This window comes from Xaviernesmea rhizosphaerae (genome assembly GCF_001938945.1).
GTDB classification, from domain to species: Bacteria; Pseudomonadota; Alphaproteobacteria; order Rhizobiales; family Rhizobiaceae; genus Xaviernesmea; species Xaviernesmea rhizosphaerae.
The window spans coordinates 23,642-40,504 of sequence record NZ_MKIO01000037.1 but is presented as its reverse complement, the minus strand read 5'-3'; the positions used below and the strand labels follow the sequence as shown (position 1 = coordinate 40,504).

Here is a 16,863-nt window from a genome sequence, read left to right as displayed (position 1 = left end):
CGCGATTGTCCCGTCTCTCCGTCAAGCACGTGCCAAGTCCCATATACAAGTTAGCGCGGCTGTTCCTCGAACATCCGGCCATTGCGCGCCTCCAGCCGGTAACGATTGCCCGGATAGATCAGCCGCGCCAGCGAGACGACCTGATTGGCCGACCAGGTTCGCCGGCGGATCATCAGGCAGGGTTCGGTGCGCAGAATGGTAAGAAGCTTGCATTCCCAGGGCTGCGGCATGGCTGCCTCCACCACATGCTCCGAGCCGGAGAGGGGGGCTGCGGCGGTCAGATAGGCATTGGGCGTGATCCGGGTGAAGTCCTGCTCCAGATAGGCGGGCGCGGCCTCGGGGCAGACGAAGCGGTCCTCCACCTGCACCGGCACGCCGTTTTCGCTGTGGACGATCAGAGAGTGGAAGACCGGCGCGCCGATCTCGAGCTCCAGCGCGTCCGCCACCTCCGGAGAGGCGGTTTCCTGGGCCAGAACCACCACGGCGGCCTCGTGAACATGGCCGCGTTCGGCGATTTCCTCGGCAATGCTGCGCACCTCGAACAGGGCGGAATAGCCCTTGCGCTCCGCCACGAAGGAGCCGACGCCCTGGATGCGCACCAGTTCGCCCTCGCTGGCGAGCTCTCTCAGCGCGCGATTGGCCGTCATCTTGCTGACGCCCAGCTCGGCCACCAGCTCGTTTTCCGAGGGCACGCGGTGGCGCGGCGGCCATTCGCCGCTGTGGATGCGATCCAGAATGGCCTGTTTCACACCCCTGTAGAGCGGCGTTGCCTCCCCCTTCGCTCCCTGCCGGCCGAGTCCGTCCGAACGTTTCATTGCCCAATCCTTTTGCACCGCCTGAAATTGCCTCTTAAGTGATTTTGCCTCTTGCGTCAGCCCTCATATTCCCTATGCTGCCATATACAACCTCCCGGTCAAGCGCGATCTGCGTGACCGGGCAAGCCGGCGGCAGATCGGCGGTTCGTTCGAGGCAAGGATCAGGACGGTCATCCCCCAGGGGTGCTCGCTCAGCGTCCGTGCGTTCGAGCCTTGGTTCTGGTCATCGTGGCGGCGGCAAAAAAGCTGCGCCCGGTGAAGGCGGCCCGCAACGGGCCCATGTCCCAATCTTCAGAGGAGAATGCTTGATGAAGCTCAGCGCACACCTTCTTTCCGCTGTCTGCGCCTTGACGATGCTCGCCGCACCGGCCGCGCATGCCAAGGACTGGAAGACAGTCACCATCACGCTGGAGGGCGCCTATGCGCCCTGGAATCTCACCAACGCCGACGGATCGCTCGGCGGCTTCGAGCCGGAGCTTGCCAAGGTGCTCTGCGAGCGCGCCAAGCTCGACTGCAAGCTGGTCGCTTCCGACTGGGACGGCATGATCCCGGCGCTGAATGCCGGCAAGTTCGACGTGATCATGGATGCGCTCTCGATCACCGAGGAGCGCAAGCAGATCATCGACTTCACCATTCCCTACGCCGCCACCCCCGCCGCCTTCGCCACCGCCAAGGACAGCCCGCTCGCCAAGGCCGCCGGCACCGGCGAAACCATCCAGATGACGCCCGGCCAGACCGGCGTGAAGGAGATCGAGGCGCTGAAGGCGGCCTTCAAGGGCAAGACCATCGGCATCCAGGCGGCCACCGTCTATGCCAAGTTCATCTATGACAATTTCGGCGATATTGCCGAGATCCGCGAATACAAGACCGGCGCGGATCGCGACCTCGACCTGCAGAACGGCCGCATCGATCTCGGCTTCGACGACGCCGTCTATTTCAACAATGCCTTTGCCGCCGCCAATGACACGCTGGCCTTTACCGGTCCGGAAATCGTCGGCTCGATCTGGGGCGAGGGCGAAGGCCTCGGCCTGCGCAAGGCCGACACCGATCTGCGCGACAAGTTCAACGCGGCCATCAAGTCGGCGCTTGCCGATGGCACGGTGAAGACGCTGTCCATGAAGTGGTTCAAGATCGACGTCAGCCCGCGCTGAGCCGCGGCCCTGCCGCGCCCGGCCACGGTGACGGCCGGGTTTCGCACGGGAAGACGGCGCGCCGGCAAGAGGCCGCGCCGCTTTCCTGTCAATGCCATGCCGGGTGGTGCCGAGCGAAAGCCCGGCGCCATCGGGCGCGATCAGGCAGAAGGGCGCCGCAAAGAGCGCCATGCGGGGAACCTATGATGACAAGCCTGCAACTCCTCGGCTTCGGTCCCGGCGGATGGGGCGCGCTCCTGCTTCTGGGCGCGCTGATCACGCTGGCGGTCACGGCGACCGCGCTCGCCATCGGCGCCGTCCTCGGCGCGCTTGTGGCGTCCATGAAGCTCTCGCGCAACCTGCCGCTGGCCGCGATCGGCCATGCCTACACCACCGTGTTTCGCGGCGTGCCCGAGCTGCTGATCATCTATCTGATCTATTTCGGCGGCAGCTCCGCCGTCACGGCCATCGGCCAGGCGCTGGGCTATGAAGGCTTTCTCGGCCTGCCCTCCTTTCTCGCCGGGGCGCTGGCGGTCGGCATCATTTCCGGGGCCTATCAGGCGGAGGTCTATCGCGGCGCCTATCTCGCGATTGCGCCGGGTGAGCTGGAGGCGGCGCTGGCCGTCGGCATGTCGCGCCGGCTGCGCCTGCGCCGCATCGTCATGCCGCAGGTCATCCGCTTCGCCATTCCCGGGCTGGGCAATGTCTGGCAGCTGAGCCTGAAGGATTCCGCGCTGATCTCGGTCACCGGCCTTGCCGAGCTGATGCGCACCAGCCAAGTGGCGGCCGGCTCCACCCGGCAATATTTCCTGTTCTACATCGTCGGCGGCAGCCTCTACCTGATCCTCACCAGCCTGTCGGACCGGATCTTCCGGCGCGCCGAGCGCCAGGCCGACCGCAGCCAGTCCGTCGCCATGATCGGCAGGGGGTAAGCCATGGATATCGCCTTTCTCTCCCAGACCATGGCCACGCTGATCAAGGCCGTTCCGACCACGCTTCTCCTGTTCTCGCTTTCGGTCTTCTTCGGCGGGCTGCTGGCGCTGCTGATCGTCTGGATGCGCGTCAGCGGCAATCCGCTGCTGTCGGGCTTTGCCCGCGGATATATCTTCGTCTTTCGCGGCTCGCCGCTGCTGATCCAGATGTTTCTGGTGTTCTACGGCCTCGGCCAGTTCGGCGTGATCCGCTACTCGTTTCTCTGGCCGTTCCTGCGTGAGCCGATGGTCTGCGCGGTGCTGTCGCTGGCGCTGTGCACAGCCGGCTATTCGGCTGAAATCTTCCGCGCCGGCCTGCGCGCCGTGCCGACGCGCGAGATCGAGGCGGCGCGGGCGATCGGCATGTCCGGCTTTCTCCTGGTGCGGCGCATCCTGGCGCCTGTTGCCTTCCGCCATGCACTGCCGGCCTATTCCACCGAGATCGTGCTGATGATGAAATCGACGGCACTGGCAAGCCTCGTCACCGTCTGGGAGGTGACCGGCGTCGCCCAGCGGCTGATCTCGCAGACCTACCGCACCATGGAGGTCTTCCTCTGTGCGGCGCTGATCTATCTCGTCTTGAACTTCCTCATTCTCCAGGCGCTGGCGCTGCTCGAATATGCCCTGTCGAAGCACCGCCGTGCCCCGTCCGCCGCAGCCGGCCCTCTTCCACGCTGATCTTCGGAGCCTCCCATGTCCGGCCCACCCCGCCTGTCCGTTCGCAACATCCGCAAGAGCTTCGGCACGCATGAGGTGCTCAAGGGCATCTCGCTGGAGGCGCGCGATGGCGATGTCATCTCGCTGCTCGGCGCCTCCGGCTCCGGCAAGTCCACCTTCCTGCGCTGCATCAACCTTCTGGAAATCGCCACCGAGGGCGAGATCTTCGTCGATGGCGAGGAGATCCGCATGGTGAAGAAGGGCGGGCACAACCAGCCGGCCAGCCAGAAGCAGGTGGACCATATCCGCTCCGAACTCGGCATGGTGTTCCAGAGCTTCAATCTCTGGTCCCATATGACCATTCTCCAGAACGTTATCGAAGGGCCCGTTCACGTGCTGAAGCGCCCGCGCGCCGAATGCATTGCTGAGGCCGAAGCGCTTCTGGAAAAGGTTGGCATCGTCGACAAGCGCCATGCCTATCCCGCCCACCTCTCCGGTGGCCAGCAGCAGCGCGCGGCGATTGCCCGCGCGCTCGCCATGAAGCCGAAGGCCATGCTGTTCGACGAGCCGACCTCCGCGCTCGATCCCGAGCTGGTGGGCGAAGTGCTGCGCGTGATGCGCGCGCTGGCGGAAGAAGGCATGACCATGCTGGTCGTCACCCATGAGATGAGCTTTGCCCGCAACGTCTCCAACCGGGTCGTCTTCATGCGCGAGGGTGTGGTGGACAGCGCCGGCGCGCCGCAGGACATGTTCGGCAGCGGTGCCTCGCCGGCTTTCCGCCAGTTCATCGGCCATTTCGGCCAGGCCTGAAAGGAAGACCGCATGACCCTTCAGCTCGACCGCTCCCTGACCTGGCAGGATGTCGCCGCCATCGCCAAAGGAGAGGACCTCGCTTTGTCCGATGCCACCTGGGCGCGGATCGGCCATGCGGCGGAGATCGTCGACAGGCTGGTGGAAACGGGGGTGCGCGCCTATGGCATCACCACCGGCGTCGGCGCGCTGTCGGAGACTGTGGTCGATCGTGCGTCGCAGGCGGCGCTGTCGCGCAATATTCTCTTCAGCCATGCCTGCGGCGTCGGGCCGCTTCTGCCGCGCGAGAGCGTTCGGGCGATCATCGCCGCGCAGATCGGCAATTTTGCCCATGGCCATTCCGGTGTCCGGCCCGTCGTCATCGAGACCCTGCTTTCGCTTCTCAGCCATGACATGATCCCCGAAGTGCCTTCCGGCGGCTCGGCGGGCTATCTCACCCACAATGCCCATACGGCGCTGGTGCTGATCGGCGCCGGCTGGGCAAGGCGCGGTGATCGACGCTTCTCCGGCCGCGCCGCTCTGGCCGAGATCGGGCGTAAGCCGCTGGTGCCCGGCGCCAAGGAGGGGCTGAGCCTCGTCAACGGCACCGCCTGCTCCACCGGCCTTCTCGCCCTGGCGCTGTCGCGCGCCGCCCATCTGCTCGACTGGGCGGATGCCGTCGCCTGCCTCACGCTGGAGGCAGCCGGTGCGCAGATGGCCGCCTTCGACGAGGCGGTTCTGGCGTTGCGCCCGTCCAGAGGCATCGCCACGGTCGGCCGCGCCCTGCGCCAGCGCCTGGCCGGCAGCGGCCTGATCGCTGCCAGTTGCGGCCGGCGCACGCAGGATGCGCTGAGCCTCCGGTCAATCCCGCATGCCCATGGCGCAGCGCGCGATCTCTTCGACCAGGTGGCCGCGACGGTCGATCGCGAGCTTGCCTCCGTCACCGACAATCCCGCCGTCTCGGGGTCGCCGGAGGCGCCGGTCGTCTCCTCCCAGGCCCATGCCGTCGCGCCCGCTCTGGCGCTGTGCGCCGATGGGCTGGCGATCGCGCTCGCCCAGCTCTCCGCCATGAGCGAGCGGCGGCTGGACCGGCTGGTCAATCCGCTGGTCAGCGGCCTGCCGCCGTTCCTCGCCAGCGATGCCGGCAGCCAGTCCGGCTTCATGATCGCGCAATATACCGCGGCCGCTCTCGCCAATGAGAACCGCCGGCTTGCCGCGCCGGCCTCCACCGATGGCGGCATCACCTCCGGCCTGCAGGAGGATTTCCTCGCCCACCCGACCGCCGCCGCGCTCAAGCTCCATGCCGTGCTCGACAATGCCGAGCAGATCCTCGCCATCGAGTTCCTGGCCGGCGCGCAGGCCCATGATCTCCTCGCTGAGCGCGCGCCGCGCGCGCCCGGCACGCAGGCGCTGCATGCCCTGATGCGCGATCAGATCCCGCCCTATGCCGACGACCGCCCGCTTGCCGACGACATGGCCGCGGCGCGGGCGCTGATCCGCGAGATGGCGCCGCCGGCCGTCCCTGTGTGAGGGGCCCGGCGCCCGGTCTTTGCCCCAAAGGACGACAGGTGCCTTTCGGTCCGATGCCGCGCGGCTCCCACGGAAATTTTGTCCGCGCGGATGTCATGATCGGCGGGCGGCGCGTCGGAATGCGCAATGACAGAGCCATGATGGGCAGCAGCCGGCTGCCGTTGCAACTGCAGTTTGCCTGCTTGCCTGTCGTGTGGCATGTTCGCTTTCGCACGATCAGCGTCTGGGTGGGGCATTGTCGGTCAATTTCGGTCATCTGCAGGGGATCAGCCCTGAGCTGTATCGCCTCGGCACGCTGGCCGAGCGCTTCTTTGCCGAGGACGCCAACACCTCGCTGATCAAGAGCCGCCAGTTCGGCGAATACATGGTCAAGGAGATCGCCGCGCTCTCCGGGGTCTATGATTCCGCAGCGCGCGAGACGACGCATGATCTCCTGCGCCGGCTCACGACACAGCAGGTCCTGCCGCGCGAGGTCGCCGATGTGTTTCACGCGATCCGCAAGCGCGGCAACGATGCGGCCCACAGCATGGCCGGATCGCCGGCCGAGGCGCTGGCCGCGCTGAAGTTCTGCCATGCGCTGGCGACCTGGTATCGGCGCAGCTATGGGCGGGATCCGGGGTTCAGGCCGGCGCCGTTCGTTCCGCCAAGGCCATCCGGCGACATTGACCGGGAGACGAAGAGCGAACTGGAGGCCCTGCGTGCGCAGGTGCGGGAGGCCGAGGCGCAGCTTGCCGCCGCGCGCGCCTCCGCCGACGAGCTTGCCAGGGCCCGGGCCGCGGCGGAAGCGCTGGCCGCCCAGGCCACGGCCGATAGTGCTTCCTGGGAGCAGACGGCTGTGGCGATGGAGGCCAACCAGGCGGCCCTTTCGCGAAAGCTGGCGGAGCTGCAGAAGGCGGCCGAGGCCCAGCCCGAACAGATCCAGATGCAGTTCAAGCAGGCCGGTCTGGAGGCCGCGAGCCGGCTGGAGCTGGATGAGCGCCAGACCCGGCGCCTGATCGATGTCCAGCTCACCGATGCCGGCTGGGAGGCCGACAGCGACCGCATCACCCATCGCAAGGGCGCCCGGCCGGAGGAAGGGCGCAATCTGGCGATTGCGGAATGGCCCTGCGAGGGCGGGCGGGCCGACTACGCCCTGTTCGTGGGGCTGGCCTGCGTCGGCGTGATCGAGGCCAAGCGCGCAAGCGTCGATGTGCCCTCCTCCCTGCAGCAGGCCGAACGCTATGCCCGCATGATCGCCCTCGCCCCGGAAGAGATCCACCCCCATGGCCCCTGGAAGCACGGTCTCGACGATCCCTTCCGCGTGCCCTTCATCTTCGCCACCAATGGGCGGCCCTATGTTCGGCAATGGCTGACGAAATCAGGCATCTGGTATCGCGACGTCAGGCGCGAGACGAACCATGCCATCGCCATGACCAGCTGGTTTTCGCCCAAGGACCTGATCGACAAGCTGACCACCGATGTCGGTAGCGCCGCCCAAGGGCTGGCCGATGAAAGCTTCGGCAAGGGCCGCATGCGCCCCTACCAGGAAGAGGCGATCGCCGCGATCGAGGACGCCGTGGCCGCCGGCCAGCGTGACATCCTGATTTCCATGGCGACCGGCACCGGCAAGACCCGCACGGCGATCGCCCTGATGTATCGCCTGCTCAAACACAAGCGCTTCCGCCGCATCCTCTTCCTGGTTGACCGCAAGGCGCTGGGCCGGCAGACCAGCGACGCGCTGGAGACCACCGAGATCGAAGGCATGCTGAACTTCGCCCAGATCTACAAGGTCGCCGGGCTGGAGCAGAAGCTGCCGGAGGACGAGGACCAGGTGCAGGTGGCGACCGTCCAGTCGCTGATCGCCCGCATCCTGAACGAGCCGGATCCGGCAAAGCGCCCGACGCCCGGCACCTTCGACTGCATCATCGTGGACGAGGCCCATCGCGGCTACACGCTGGATGCGGAGCTGCGCGAGACCGACATTGGCTTCCGCAACATCGATGAATACCAGTCGGCCTATCGGCAGATCCTCGACTACTTCGACGCCGTTAAGGTGGCGCTGACGGCGACGCCCGCGCTGCACACCCGCGAGATCTTCGGCCACCCGGTCTTTCACTATGGCTATCGCCAGGCCGTGGTCGAAGGCTATCTCAACGACCATCTGCCGCCCAGGCGCATCACCACGGCGCTTTCGGAAGCCGGCATCCATTTCGACGGCGGCGAGGAGGTCGAGATCATCGACCGCAAGACCGGGCAGATCGATCTCTTCGAACTGCCGGATGAGGTGTCGCTCGATTATGACCTCGCCGATTTCAACAGGCGGGTCTATTCCGAATCCTTCAACCGCATCGTCTGCCGTGCGATCGCGACCGAGATCCCGCCATCCAGGCCCGGCAAGACGCTGATCTTCGCGGCTCGCGATGCCCATGCGAACGATCTCGTGCAGCTTCTTATCCAGGAGTTGCAGGACGAATACGGCAAGGAAAACGTGCCGCATGGCATGGTGACGAAGATCACCGGCGCGGTCGACAAGGTCGATGACCTGATCCTGAAGTTCAAGAACGATCCCTATCCGAAATATGTCGTCACCGTGGATCTGCTGACCACGGGCGTCGACGTGCCCAAAATCTGCAATCTCGTCTTCGTGCGCCGGGTCAAGAGCCGCATCCTCTACGACCAGATGATCGGCCGCGCCACGCGGCTCTGCCCTGACATCGACAAGGAGTATTTCCGCATCTTCGATGCCGTCGATCTCTATGCCGAGCTGCAGGAGATGAGCGACATGCGCCCCGTCGTCGTCAAGCCGGATATTGCGCTTGGCCAGCTGGTGAGCGACCTGGAGAAGGCCGAGACGCAGGAGGACAAGAGCTGGGTGGCCGCCCAGGTGATCGTGCGCATGCGCAGCCTGGTGAAGCGCATGGATGCCGAGACCCGCGAAAGCTTCGAGCGCCACACGGGCGAGAGCCCCGAAAGCGCGCTTCAGCACCTCGCCACCCGCTCCGGCGCCGAACTTGCCGGCTGGCTTTCCGCCCATCCCCGCGCCGTCGAGCTTCTTGAGCGCCGGCCGCTGCGCTTAGACAGGAACGATGGCGTGGTCATCTCCACCCATGAGGACGAGCTGCTGCGCATCGAGGAGATCTTCGGCAGGAACACGACGCCGGAGGATTACATCACCGGCTTCGAGCGTTTCGTGCGCGAGAACATGAACCAGGTGCCGGCGCTGATCGCCGTCACCCAGCGCCCGCGCGATCTCACCCGCAAGGAACTCTCCGAACTCGCCGGCCTGCTGGACGAGAAGAACTATTCCGAAGCCATGCTGCGCGCGGCTTACGGCCGCGCCCGCAATGCCGATATCGCCGCCCATATCATCGGCTTCGTGCGCCAGGCCGCACTCGGCGATCCCTTGATCCCCTATGCCACCCGTGTCGACAATGCGATCCTCAAGATCGAGGCCTCGCGCCCCTGGACGCAAAAGCAGAAGGAATGGCTGCGCCGCATCGGCCGCGCCCTGAAGGACAAGCCGGTGGCGGACCCCACCCTGCTTGACCAGGGCGCCTTTGCCGACAAGGGCGGCTTCAAGCGCATTTCGCAGGAGTTCGACGGCGCGCTGGACGAGGTGCTGCATGCCTTCAACGAGGCGATCTGGGCGCCGCCCGCCGCCTGACCGCGCAAGGCGAGCGTTGACCATCGACGGCTGATCGCTACAACCGCAATCAGGAGCCCTGAGCCGAAAAGAATAGTGCCATGAACGCCAATGCCATCGTCCAGAAACTCTGGCGCCTCTGCACCGTCCTCAGGAAGGACGGCATCACCTATCAGCAATATGTCACCGAGCTGACCTATCTCTTGTTTCTGAAGATGATGGCCGAGCGCAACCGCGAGACGGGCAGCCTGCCCAAGGGCATGCGCTGGGCGGATCTGGTGGCCAAGAACCCCTTTGACAGGCTCGGTCACTATCGTACCGTCCTGCTCGCCCTCGGCTCCTCTGCCACCCGCCTTGGGAAGGACGACGAGCTCATCCCAGCCCCCGGTGACGATGCCGGCCCGGAGGAGCGCAAGCGCTATGCCGATGCGCGGCCCCTGCCTGACATGGTGCAGAAGATCTTCGACAATGCCTCCACCTTCCTGCGCGAGCCGCAGAATCTGACGACGCTGGTTACCGCCATCGACGAGCTCGACTGGTTCTCCGAGGATCGCGATCAGTTCGGCGATCTCTATGAGGGGCTGCTGCAGAAGAACGCGGAGGAGACCAAGCGCGGCGCCGGGCAATATTTCACCCCGCGCGTGCTGATCGAGCTTCTGGTCCGCCTGATGCAGCCGCAGCCCGGCGAGGTGATCCAGGACCCGGCGGCCGGCACCGGCGGCTTCCTGATCGCCGCCGACCGCTCTATGAAAGCGCGCACGGACGATTATCTGGCGCTGGGCGAGAAGGAACAGGCGTTTCAGAAGCGCCGCGCCATTCACGGCATGGAAAACGTGCCGGGCACGCTGCGCCTGCTGCTGATGAACCTCTATCTGCACGACATCGAGGGCGACCATGTCGATCTCGGCGATACGCTCTCCGACAAGGGCACCAAGCTTGGCCGCGCCGACCTGATCCTGACGAACCCGCCCTTCGGCCCGGCCGGCGGCACGCCGACGCGCGACGATCTGTCGGTCACCAAGACGGTCTCCTCCTACCAGCTTCCCTTTGTCGAACATTGCATCCGCGCGCTTGAGCCCGGCGGCCGCGCGGCCATCGTCGTGCCCGACAATGTGCTGTTTGAAGACGGGCGCGGGAAGGAACTGCGCCGGATGATGATGGAGCGGTGCGATCTCCACACCATCCTGCGCCTGCCGACCGGCATCTTCTATGCGCAAGGCGTCAAGACCAACGTCCTGTTCCTGACACGGGGCAAGACCGATACCGGCAACACCAAAGCCGTCTGGATCTACGACCTGCGCGCCCAGATGCCGAAATTCGGCAAGACGACGCCGCTGACCCCGGCCCATTTCGAGGGCTTCGAGAAAGCCTTCGGCGCGAGCCCTTACGGCGCCGAGCGCGGGCCGGATGAAGGCGAGGCCGGCCGCTGGCGCCCGTTCACCCGCGAAGCCATCGCCGCCCGCGGCGACAATCTCGACATCGCCTGGCTGCGCGAAGCGGAGGAAGAGGCGGAAGAAGGCCTCACCGAACCCGACGACATCGCCGCCGCCATCCTCGGCCATCTCCAGGCCGCGACGCTGGAGATCGAGGCGCTGATGGCGGAGCTGGGGGATGAGGTCTTGGCGGAGCTGCCGGAGGCGGCGGAATGACTGAATTGCCGAAGGGGTGGGTTGAAAGCTCTGTTGACGAGGTCGGAGACATATCATCAGGCTTCGGTTTTCCAGACCGTTTCCAGGGAAATGCCACAGGTGAGTTGCCGTTTGCCAAAGTCCGTGACATTTCACAGGCATATCAACGAAATGGAGGCACCCTTAGCAGTGCCGGCAATTACGTAAGTCGTGCGGACCTCCCTGCTCTCAAAGCGAGAACTGTCCCTGCAGGCTCGGTCGCGTTCGCAAAAATCGGTGAAGCGCTAAAGCTCAATCGCCGCGTCTTGCTGGATGTCGAGGCAGTACTAGACAACAATTGTATGGCTGTGACACCACATCAGCGGCTAGTTGAGTCGAAGTTCTTGTATCGCTTTCTGACAACGCTCGATTTCGCACCCTTTTCAGTCGCAACTACCGTTCCTTCTATCAGGAAAGGGGACGTCGGCAGCATTCGGCTACCTCTCCCACCCCTGGCCGAGCAAAAGCGCATCGTGGCCAAGCTGGATGCGCTGAACGCGAAATCCGCCCGCGCCCGCACCGAACTCGCCCGCATCGAAACCCTCGTCTCCCGCTACAAGCAGGCTGTGCTCAGCAAGGCGTTCAGCGGGGAGTTGACGCGGGAGTGGCGGAAAGTTGCAGCGACAATTTGGCCGTGGCGCTTAGAATTTTGGCGTGATTGTGGTGAGACCTTAAACGGGCGCGCATTCCCGAGTGACGAGTACTGTGAGTCTGGAGTAAGGCTCTTGAGGCCCGGAAATCTAGCTGAATCAGGCGTTGTATTCTGGAGTTCGAAAAACTCGCGGTTTCTCCCTAATAATTACGCTGTCAAATTCCCCAAGCATTTTGTTAAAGGCGAGGCGATACTTATTAATCTTACGGCTCAGAGCCTCGAGGACCAGTTTCTGGCAAGAGCCTGTCTTTCATCTGCGTCGGATGAGTTTATGTTGAACCAGCGAATTGGCCTATTTCGCCCTCGAAACATGATCCCAAAGTTCTGCCTGTTCGCTCTCAAGAGCCCCCGCTTCCGGAGCTTCGTGGATAACGGAATGAATTCAGGTAGCCTGATTCAGCACGTTCATACAAAGCAGCTTGAGCAATATAAGTTTGATATTCCAGATATTGAAGAACAACACGAAATCGTCCGCCGCATCGAATCCGCCTTCGCCAGGATCGACCGGCTGGCGAAAGAGGCAAAGCGCGCGCTGGCGCTGGTGGGCCGGCTGGACGAGGCGATCCTGGCCAAGGCCTTCCGCGGCGAACTGGTGCCCCAGGACGAAAACGACGAGCCCGCCGAACACCTGCTCGCCCGCATCCGGGCCGAGCGGGAGAGCGCGCCGAAGGGGAGGCGCGGGCGGGGCGCGAAGGCATGACAAGCGCCCCCAGCGCCGAAGAACGGTCGCTGGAAACGCCGGCCGAGGCCATGGCCGCCATCGGCGCCGCATGGCCCTTGATCGTCGCCGATTGCCGAAAGGTTCTGGGCGGCGAGCTTCACTATCAGGCCATGATCTATCATTGCCTGCGCCTCACCGGTGTGCCGATCGCTCAGCTCGGCATGAACGTCAAACAATGGATCGCCAATCCGGTGTCCCCCTTGTTCCAGAAAGCTGATCTGCGCAAGCACGAAGCCTTTCGCGGGGGCTTTGAACCCATCCCGGATCTCGTGCTGTTTTCACGGCAGGTCGGTGCCGATTGGCGCCGGCGCAGCCATGACAGCACGCTGCTGACGATGCGCGCGGCGATCGAGGTCAAGGCGAGCGAGCGCAAGGGCCTGTGCCTGGGTTCAGGCGAAATCATCGCCGATATCGAGAAACTCGCCGCCCATCGCGATGAGGTCTCTGCCCGTGGCGGCGCGATGATCCCTGTCATGATGGTCATCGATACGGCGCCAATCGACAGCGAACGCATGCGCCACACTGCGATCAAGGGCTGCCGGGAAAGGGCACGAGAGCTTGGTGTCGTCTGGTTCTATCTCTCGCCGGATGTCGAGCAGAGCCCGACGATAGAGAACGCGGCAGCCTCCAGCATCATCGTTCCCGCAGCGCGTCATGGGCGTGGCGGCTGATGGGGGAGAGGAGGTAGTCGAGGACGGTGCGCTGACCGGTCTTGATTTCGACCGTCACCGCCATGCCCGGCTCGAGGCGGGTTTTGACGCCGTCAATCATCAGCGTCGGGTCGTCTATATCTATTCGCGCTGTATAGACGAGCGCGCTGGAGCGGCGGAGCGCTTCTGTGGTTGCGGCCGCATCGCGCGGGCTTGAGACGGCATGCTGCCGCGCCGCGTCCGGACCGGCATCCGCGTCGCGGGCGATGTGGGCGACGCGCCCCGCGAGCAGTCCATATCGTGTATAGGGAAAAGCATCGACCTTGATCTCGGCGAGATCGCCCGGATGGACAAAGCCGATATCCTGGTTTTCGATCACGGCCTCAATGGTGAGATGGTCTGATGAGGGCACCACCTTGAGAAGCTGCTCGCCCGCCTGGACCACGCCACCCTCCGTATGGATGGACAGGTCGGCGACCGTTCCATCGACCGGCGAAACGACAGAGGTCCATTGGTTGCGGCGCTCGGCTTTGGCGAGTTCGCTGGCGGCTTCGGATCGCTCGCGCATGGCTTTTTGCAGGTCCGCCAGCCAGTCACGCTCCGTTTCGGCGCGCAGGCGTTCGAGATCCGCCAGTTGCGCCTGCATCGCCGCTTCCGCAGCCTTCTGTTTTTCGAGCATGACCCGGCGCTGGTTGACGAGTTCGGCCTCGGACTGGGCCGCATTGAGATAGTCGATCCGCGAGCCGAAAGCCTGGTCCGACGCCTTCTTGCGGATGGTCGTGCGCTCATGGGCAAGCGGCGCCTGCGCGTCGATTCTGGCGATCTCCGCTTCGTAGCTGACGGCATCCAACCGTCGCGCGGCAATTTCCCGGTCGGCGGCGGCGAGTTTCGCGTCGCGGCCGGCCCTGTCGGCGCTGTAGCGGCCACGCGCGGCCTCGATAGCTTCCGGCTCGGCCGTGACGCCGGCGAAGGGATCGATGCCGGGCGCCGGGGCCGTGACGAGGGCGGCAAGCCGTGCAATGTCGAGATCGGCGCGCATGGCCGCATCGCGAAAGCGCGCGCGGTCGGCACCGGCAAGCGTGGCATCCATCAGGATGAGAGGTTGGCCGGCCTTCACCGGCGTTCCGTCATCCACCAGAATGCGCCGCACGGTTCCGGCTTCGAAGGCCTGAACCTCTTTGGTGCGGCCGACAGGCACGACCTTGCCCGGCGCGGTCGCGATCAGATCGACCTTGCCGATACTGGCCCAGCCAAGGGTGGCGACGAAAATGGCGCAGATGACGCCGGAGGTGACCCGCAGTGTTGGCGAGGCTGGCGTTTCCACGATTTCCAGTGCGGCCGGCAGAAAGGCGCGTTCGGCCGAAGCGAGCCCCTTTTCCCGGCGGGGAAGTGCAATGATCTGGGCCGTCGCGGAGCGCTGCGGAAGCGTTGTCATGGTCTGGCCTCCACGGGCCGAAGCGCTGCGGCCGCCGGCCCCTCGGACTGGATGCGCCAGAGCCTTGCATAGCGACGGTTGAGCCGCATCAACTGGTCGTGGGTGCCGCTTTCGGCGATGCGTCCTTCATCCATGACCACGATCCGGTGGGCCGCGCGCACGGTGGACAGCCGATGGGCGACGATCAGCACGGTTCGCTCGCGCGTGATGGCTGCCATATTGGCCTGGATCGCCGCCTCGCTTTCGTAATCGAGTGCCGAAGTCGCTTCATCCAGAATGAGGATACGGGGATTGAGGGCGAGGGCGCGGGCAATCGCGATGCGTTGGCGCTGGCCGCCGGACAGGCTCGCGCCGCGTTCGCCGATCATCGTCTCATAGCCCTCCGGCAGCGAAAGGATGAAGTCATGGGCGCCGGCGAGCCGGGCAGCGGCGATGACCTGATCCATGCCCATGGCGGGATCGGCAATGGCGATATTTTCGCGCACTGCCCGATTGAAAAGCACGTTTTCCTGGAGAACGACACCCATCTGCCGGCGCAGCCAGGCCGGGTCGGCCAGCGCAAGATCCGTGCCGTCGATCAGCACGCGGCCGCGTTCGGGTACGAAAAGACGCTGGACGAGCTTGATGATGGTCGATTTGCCCGAGCCGGAAGTGCCGACGATTCCGATGATCTCACCAGCGGCGATGTCGATCGAGACATCCGAGAGAATGGCGGAGGCGTCAAGCCGGTAGCGGAAGGAAACGGCCTCGAAGCGGATCGCGCCGCGGATCGGCGGCAGGCTCGATGTTGGCTGTGCCACAGGTTCCGTGGGCGTGTTGAGAATATCGCCGAGGCGATCGATGGAGACACGGGTCTGCTGGAAATCCTGCCAGAGCTGGGCAAGCCTGAGGACGGGCTGGGCCACTTGCCCGGCGATCATGTTGAAGGCCACAAGCTCGCCGATCGTCAGCTCTCCGGTGATGACCGAACGCGCACCGAAAAACAGGATACCGACGGTGACGATGCGGGAGATCGCCTGCACCGCTTGCTGGGCAAACGTCGAGACGCCGATGACGCCGAAGGCGGCGGTCACATAGCCTGCAAGCCCTTCCTCCCAGCGTCGCTGCAAGGCGGGCTCCAGCGCCATGGCCTTGACCGTTTCGATGCCGGCAATGCTTTCGACCAGAAAGGACTGGTTCTCCGCGCCACGCCGGAATTTCTCGTCGATGCGCTGCTTGAGCATTGGGCTCGCGACCAGGGACACCAGCACGTAGAGCGGAATGGAGGCTGCGACGATCGCCGTCAGCGAGGGCGAATAGAGGTAGAGGACGCCGATGAAGATCGTCGCGAAGAAGAGGTCGATGATCAGCGTCAGTGCCGATGAGGTCAGGAACTGGCGGATCTGCTCCAGCTCGCGCAGCCGCGCCACGGTGTCACCGACGCGGCGCGTGCTGAAATAGGCCATCGGCAAGGCCACGAGGTGCTGGAAGAGCCGCGCGCCAAGTTCCACGTCGATACGGTTGGCCGTATGGGCAAAAAGCCAGCTGCGAATGCCGGTCAGCAGGACTTCGAAGAGGGACACAAGGATGAGCCCCACCGCCAGGACGTCGAGGGTAGAGAGGCCGCGATGCACCAGCACCTTGTCGACGACGACCTGAAAGAAGAGCGGCGCGATCAGCCCGAAAACCTGGATGAACAGCGAGGCGACGAGAACTTCGACCAGCGGCCGGCGGTATTTGGTCATGGCGGCGACGAACCAGCCGATGCCGAAGCGCCGGTCGAGCGACAGACGCGTCGCCCGCCGCGCCACGAGTATGAGCCTGCCGCTCCACCGTGTCGTGAAGTCGTGGCGCCCGATCAGTTCGGGCGAGCCGTTCGCCGGGTCGAGCGCCAGCACCTTCTCGGCGTCAGCCTTGCCGATGACGATCCAGCCGCCGTCCGTCAGCTCGGCCAGCGCCGGCATGGGCGTGGCGGCCAGCCGCTCGTAGCGCGAGCTTATCGCCTTTGCCTTGACCGGAAAACGCCGCGCCGCACGCAGCAGATCAGCGTCGCGGGCGGCACCGGAAACGCCGTGGGCGTGCAGCATCTGGTCGGCATCGGCCGGCAGACCGAGCAGGTTCAGGCACCAGACGAGCGCCAGAAAGTCCCGCTTGCCAGGCGGAGGCGCGTCCCGTTGCGCCGGGTTCGCGGATGCCTCCTCGACCGGGACATGATCGTTTTCGGACAGCATGAGCGCGCGTGTCT

Annotated in this window: 12 protein-coding genes; 9 read left to right on the top strand and 3 right to left on the bottom strand. The window is 65.0% G+C overall.

Going from position 1 to position 16,863, the window contains the following annotated elements; genetic code table 11:
- Nucleotides 1-50: 50 nt before the first annotated feature.
- A complete protein-coding gene (gene hutC, locus BJF92_RS16770; protein ID WP_075635904.1) occupies nt 51-815 on the bottom strand; it encodes a histidine utilization transcriptional repressor HutC in 765 nt (254 codons plus the stop codon).
- A 308-nt stretch (nt 816-1,123) separates the two neighbouring features.
- On the opposite strand from hutC, the gene BJF92_RS16765 reads away from it, so the two are divergent.
- The 9 genes from BJF92_RS16765 (at nt 1,124) to BJF92_RS16725 (ending at nt 13,225) form a co-directional block, all read left to right on the top strand.
- Complete coding sequence (locus BJF92_RS16765; protein ID WP_075635903.1) at nt 1,124-1,966, top strand: transporter substrate-binding domain-containing protein; 843 nt, start codon at nt 1,124-1,126, stop codon at nt 1,964-1,966.
- Nucleotides 1,967-2,151: 185 nt separating this feature from the next.
- On the top strand, nt 2,152-2,877 hold the full coding sequence (locus BJF92_RS16760; protein WP_075636010.1) for an ABC transporter permease: 726 nt from the start codon (nt 2,152-2,154) through the stop codon (nt 2,875-2,877).
- Nucleotides 2,878-2,880: 3 nt separating this feature from the next.
- Nucleotides 2,881-3,594: an ABC transporter permease gene (locus BJF92_RS16755; protein ID WP_075635902.1), complete on the top strand. Its 714-nt coding sequence runs from the start codon at nt 2,881-2,883 to the stop codon at nt 3,592-3,594.
- Between the two features lie 15 nt (nt 3,595-3,609).
- Entirely contained in the window at nt 3,610-4,383 is a 774-nt protein-coding gene (locus BJF92_RS16750; protein WP_075635901.1) for an ABC transporter ATP-binding protein, read from the top strand.
- A 12-nt stretch (nt 4,384-4,395) separates the two neighbouring features.
- Nucleotides 4,396-5,892, top strand: a complete 1,497-nt coding sequence (locus BJF92_RS16745) for an HAL/PAL/TAL family ammonia-lyase (RefSeq protein WP_075635900.1) — start codon at nt 4,396-4,398, stop codon at nt 5,890-5,892.
- 235 nt (nt 5,893-6,127) lie between these two features.
- Complete coding sequence (gene hsdR, locus BJF92_RS16740) at nt 6,128-9,535, top strand: type I restriction-modification system endonuclease (protein WP_075635899.1); 3,408 nt, start codon at nt 6,128-6,130, stop codon at nt 9,533-9,535.
- 80 nt (nt 9,536-9,615) lie between these two features.
- The gene (locus BJF92_RS16735) at nt 9,616-11,163 is read left to right on the top strand and encodes a class I SAM-dependent DNA methyltransferase (RefSeq protein ID WP_075635898.1); all 1,548 of its coding nucleotides are present in this window, start codon (nt 9,616-9,618) and stop codon (nt 11,161-11,163) included.
- Complete coding sequence (locus BJF92_RS16730; RefSeq protein ID WP_075635897.1) at nt 11,160-12,533, top strand: restriction endonuclease subunit S; 1,374 nt, start codon at nt 11,160-11,162, stop codon at nt 12,531-12,533. Before BJF92_RS16735 ends, BJF92_RS16730 begins: the two co-directional genes overlap by 4 nt.
- Nucleotides 12,530-13,225, top strand: a complete 696-nt coding sequence (locus tag BJF92_RS16725; RefSeq protein ID WP_075635896.1) for a hypothetical protein — start codon at nt 12,530-12,532, stop codon at nt 13,223-13,225. The genes BJF92_RS16730 and BJF92_RS16725 overlap by 4 nt, the downstream gene beginning before the upstream one ends.
- Here the strand turns inward: BJF92_RS16725 and BJF92_RS16720 are convergent.
- Together BJF92_RS16720 and BJF92_RS16715 are read right to left on the bottom strand one after the other, a co-directional pair.
- Nucleotides 13,188-14,639, bottom strand: coding sequence for an HlyD family type I secretion periplasmic adaptor subunit (locus BJF92_RS16720; protein WP_078058176.1), 1,452 nt, complete (start codon nt 14,637-14,639; stop codon nt 13,188-13,190). The genes BJF92_RS16725 and BJF92_RS16720 overlap by 38 nt on opposite strands.
- Nucleotides 14,636-16,849 carry a type I secretion system permease/ATPase gene (locus tag BJF92_RS16715; RefSeq protein WP_078058173.1) on the bottom strand — a complete coding sequence of 738 codons (2,214 nt, stop codon included), beginning with the start codon at nt 16,847-16,849 and terminating at the stop codon, nt 14,636-14,638. The genes BJF92_RS16720 and BJF92_RS16715 overlap by 4 nt, the downstream gene beginning before the upstream one ends.
- Between the last annotated feature and the right edge of the window lie 14 nt (nt 16,850-16,863).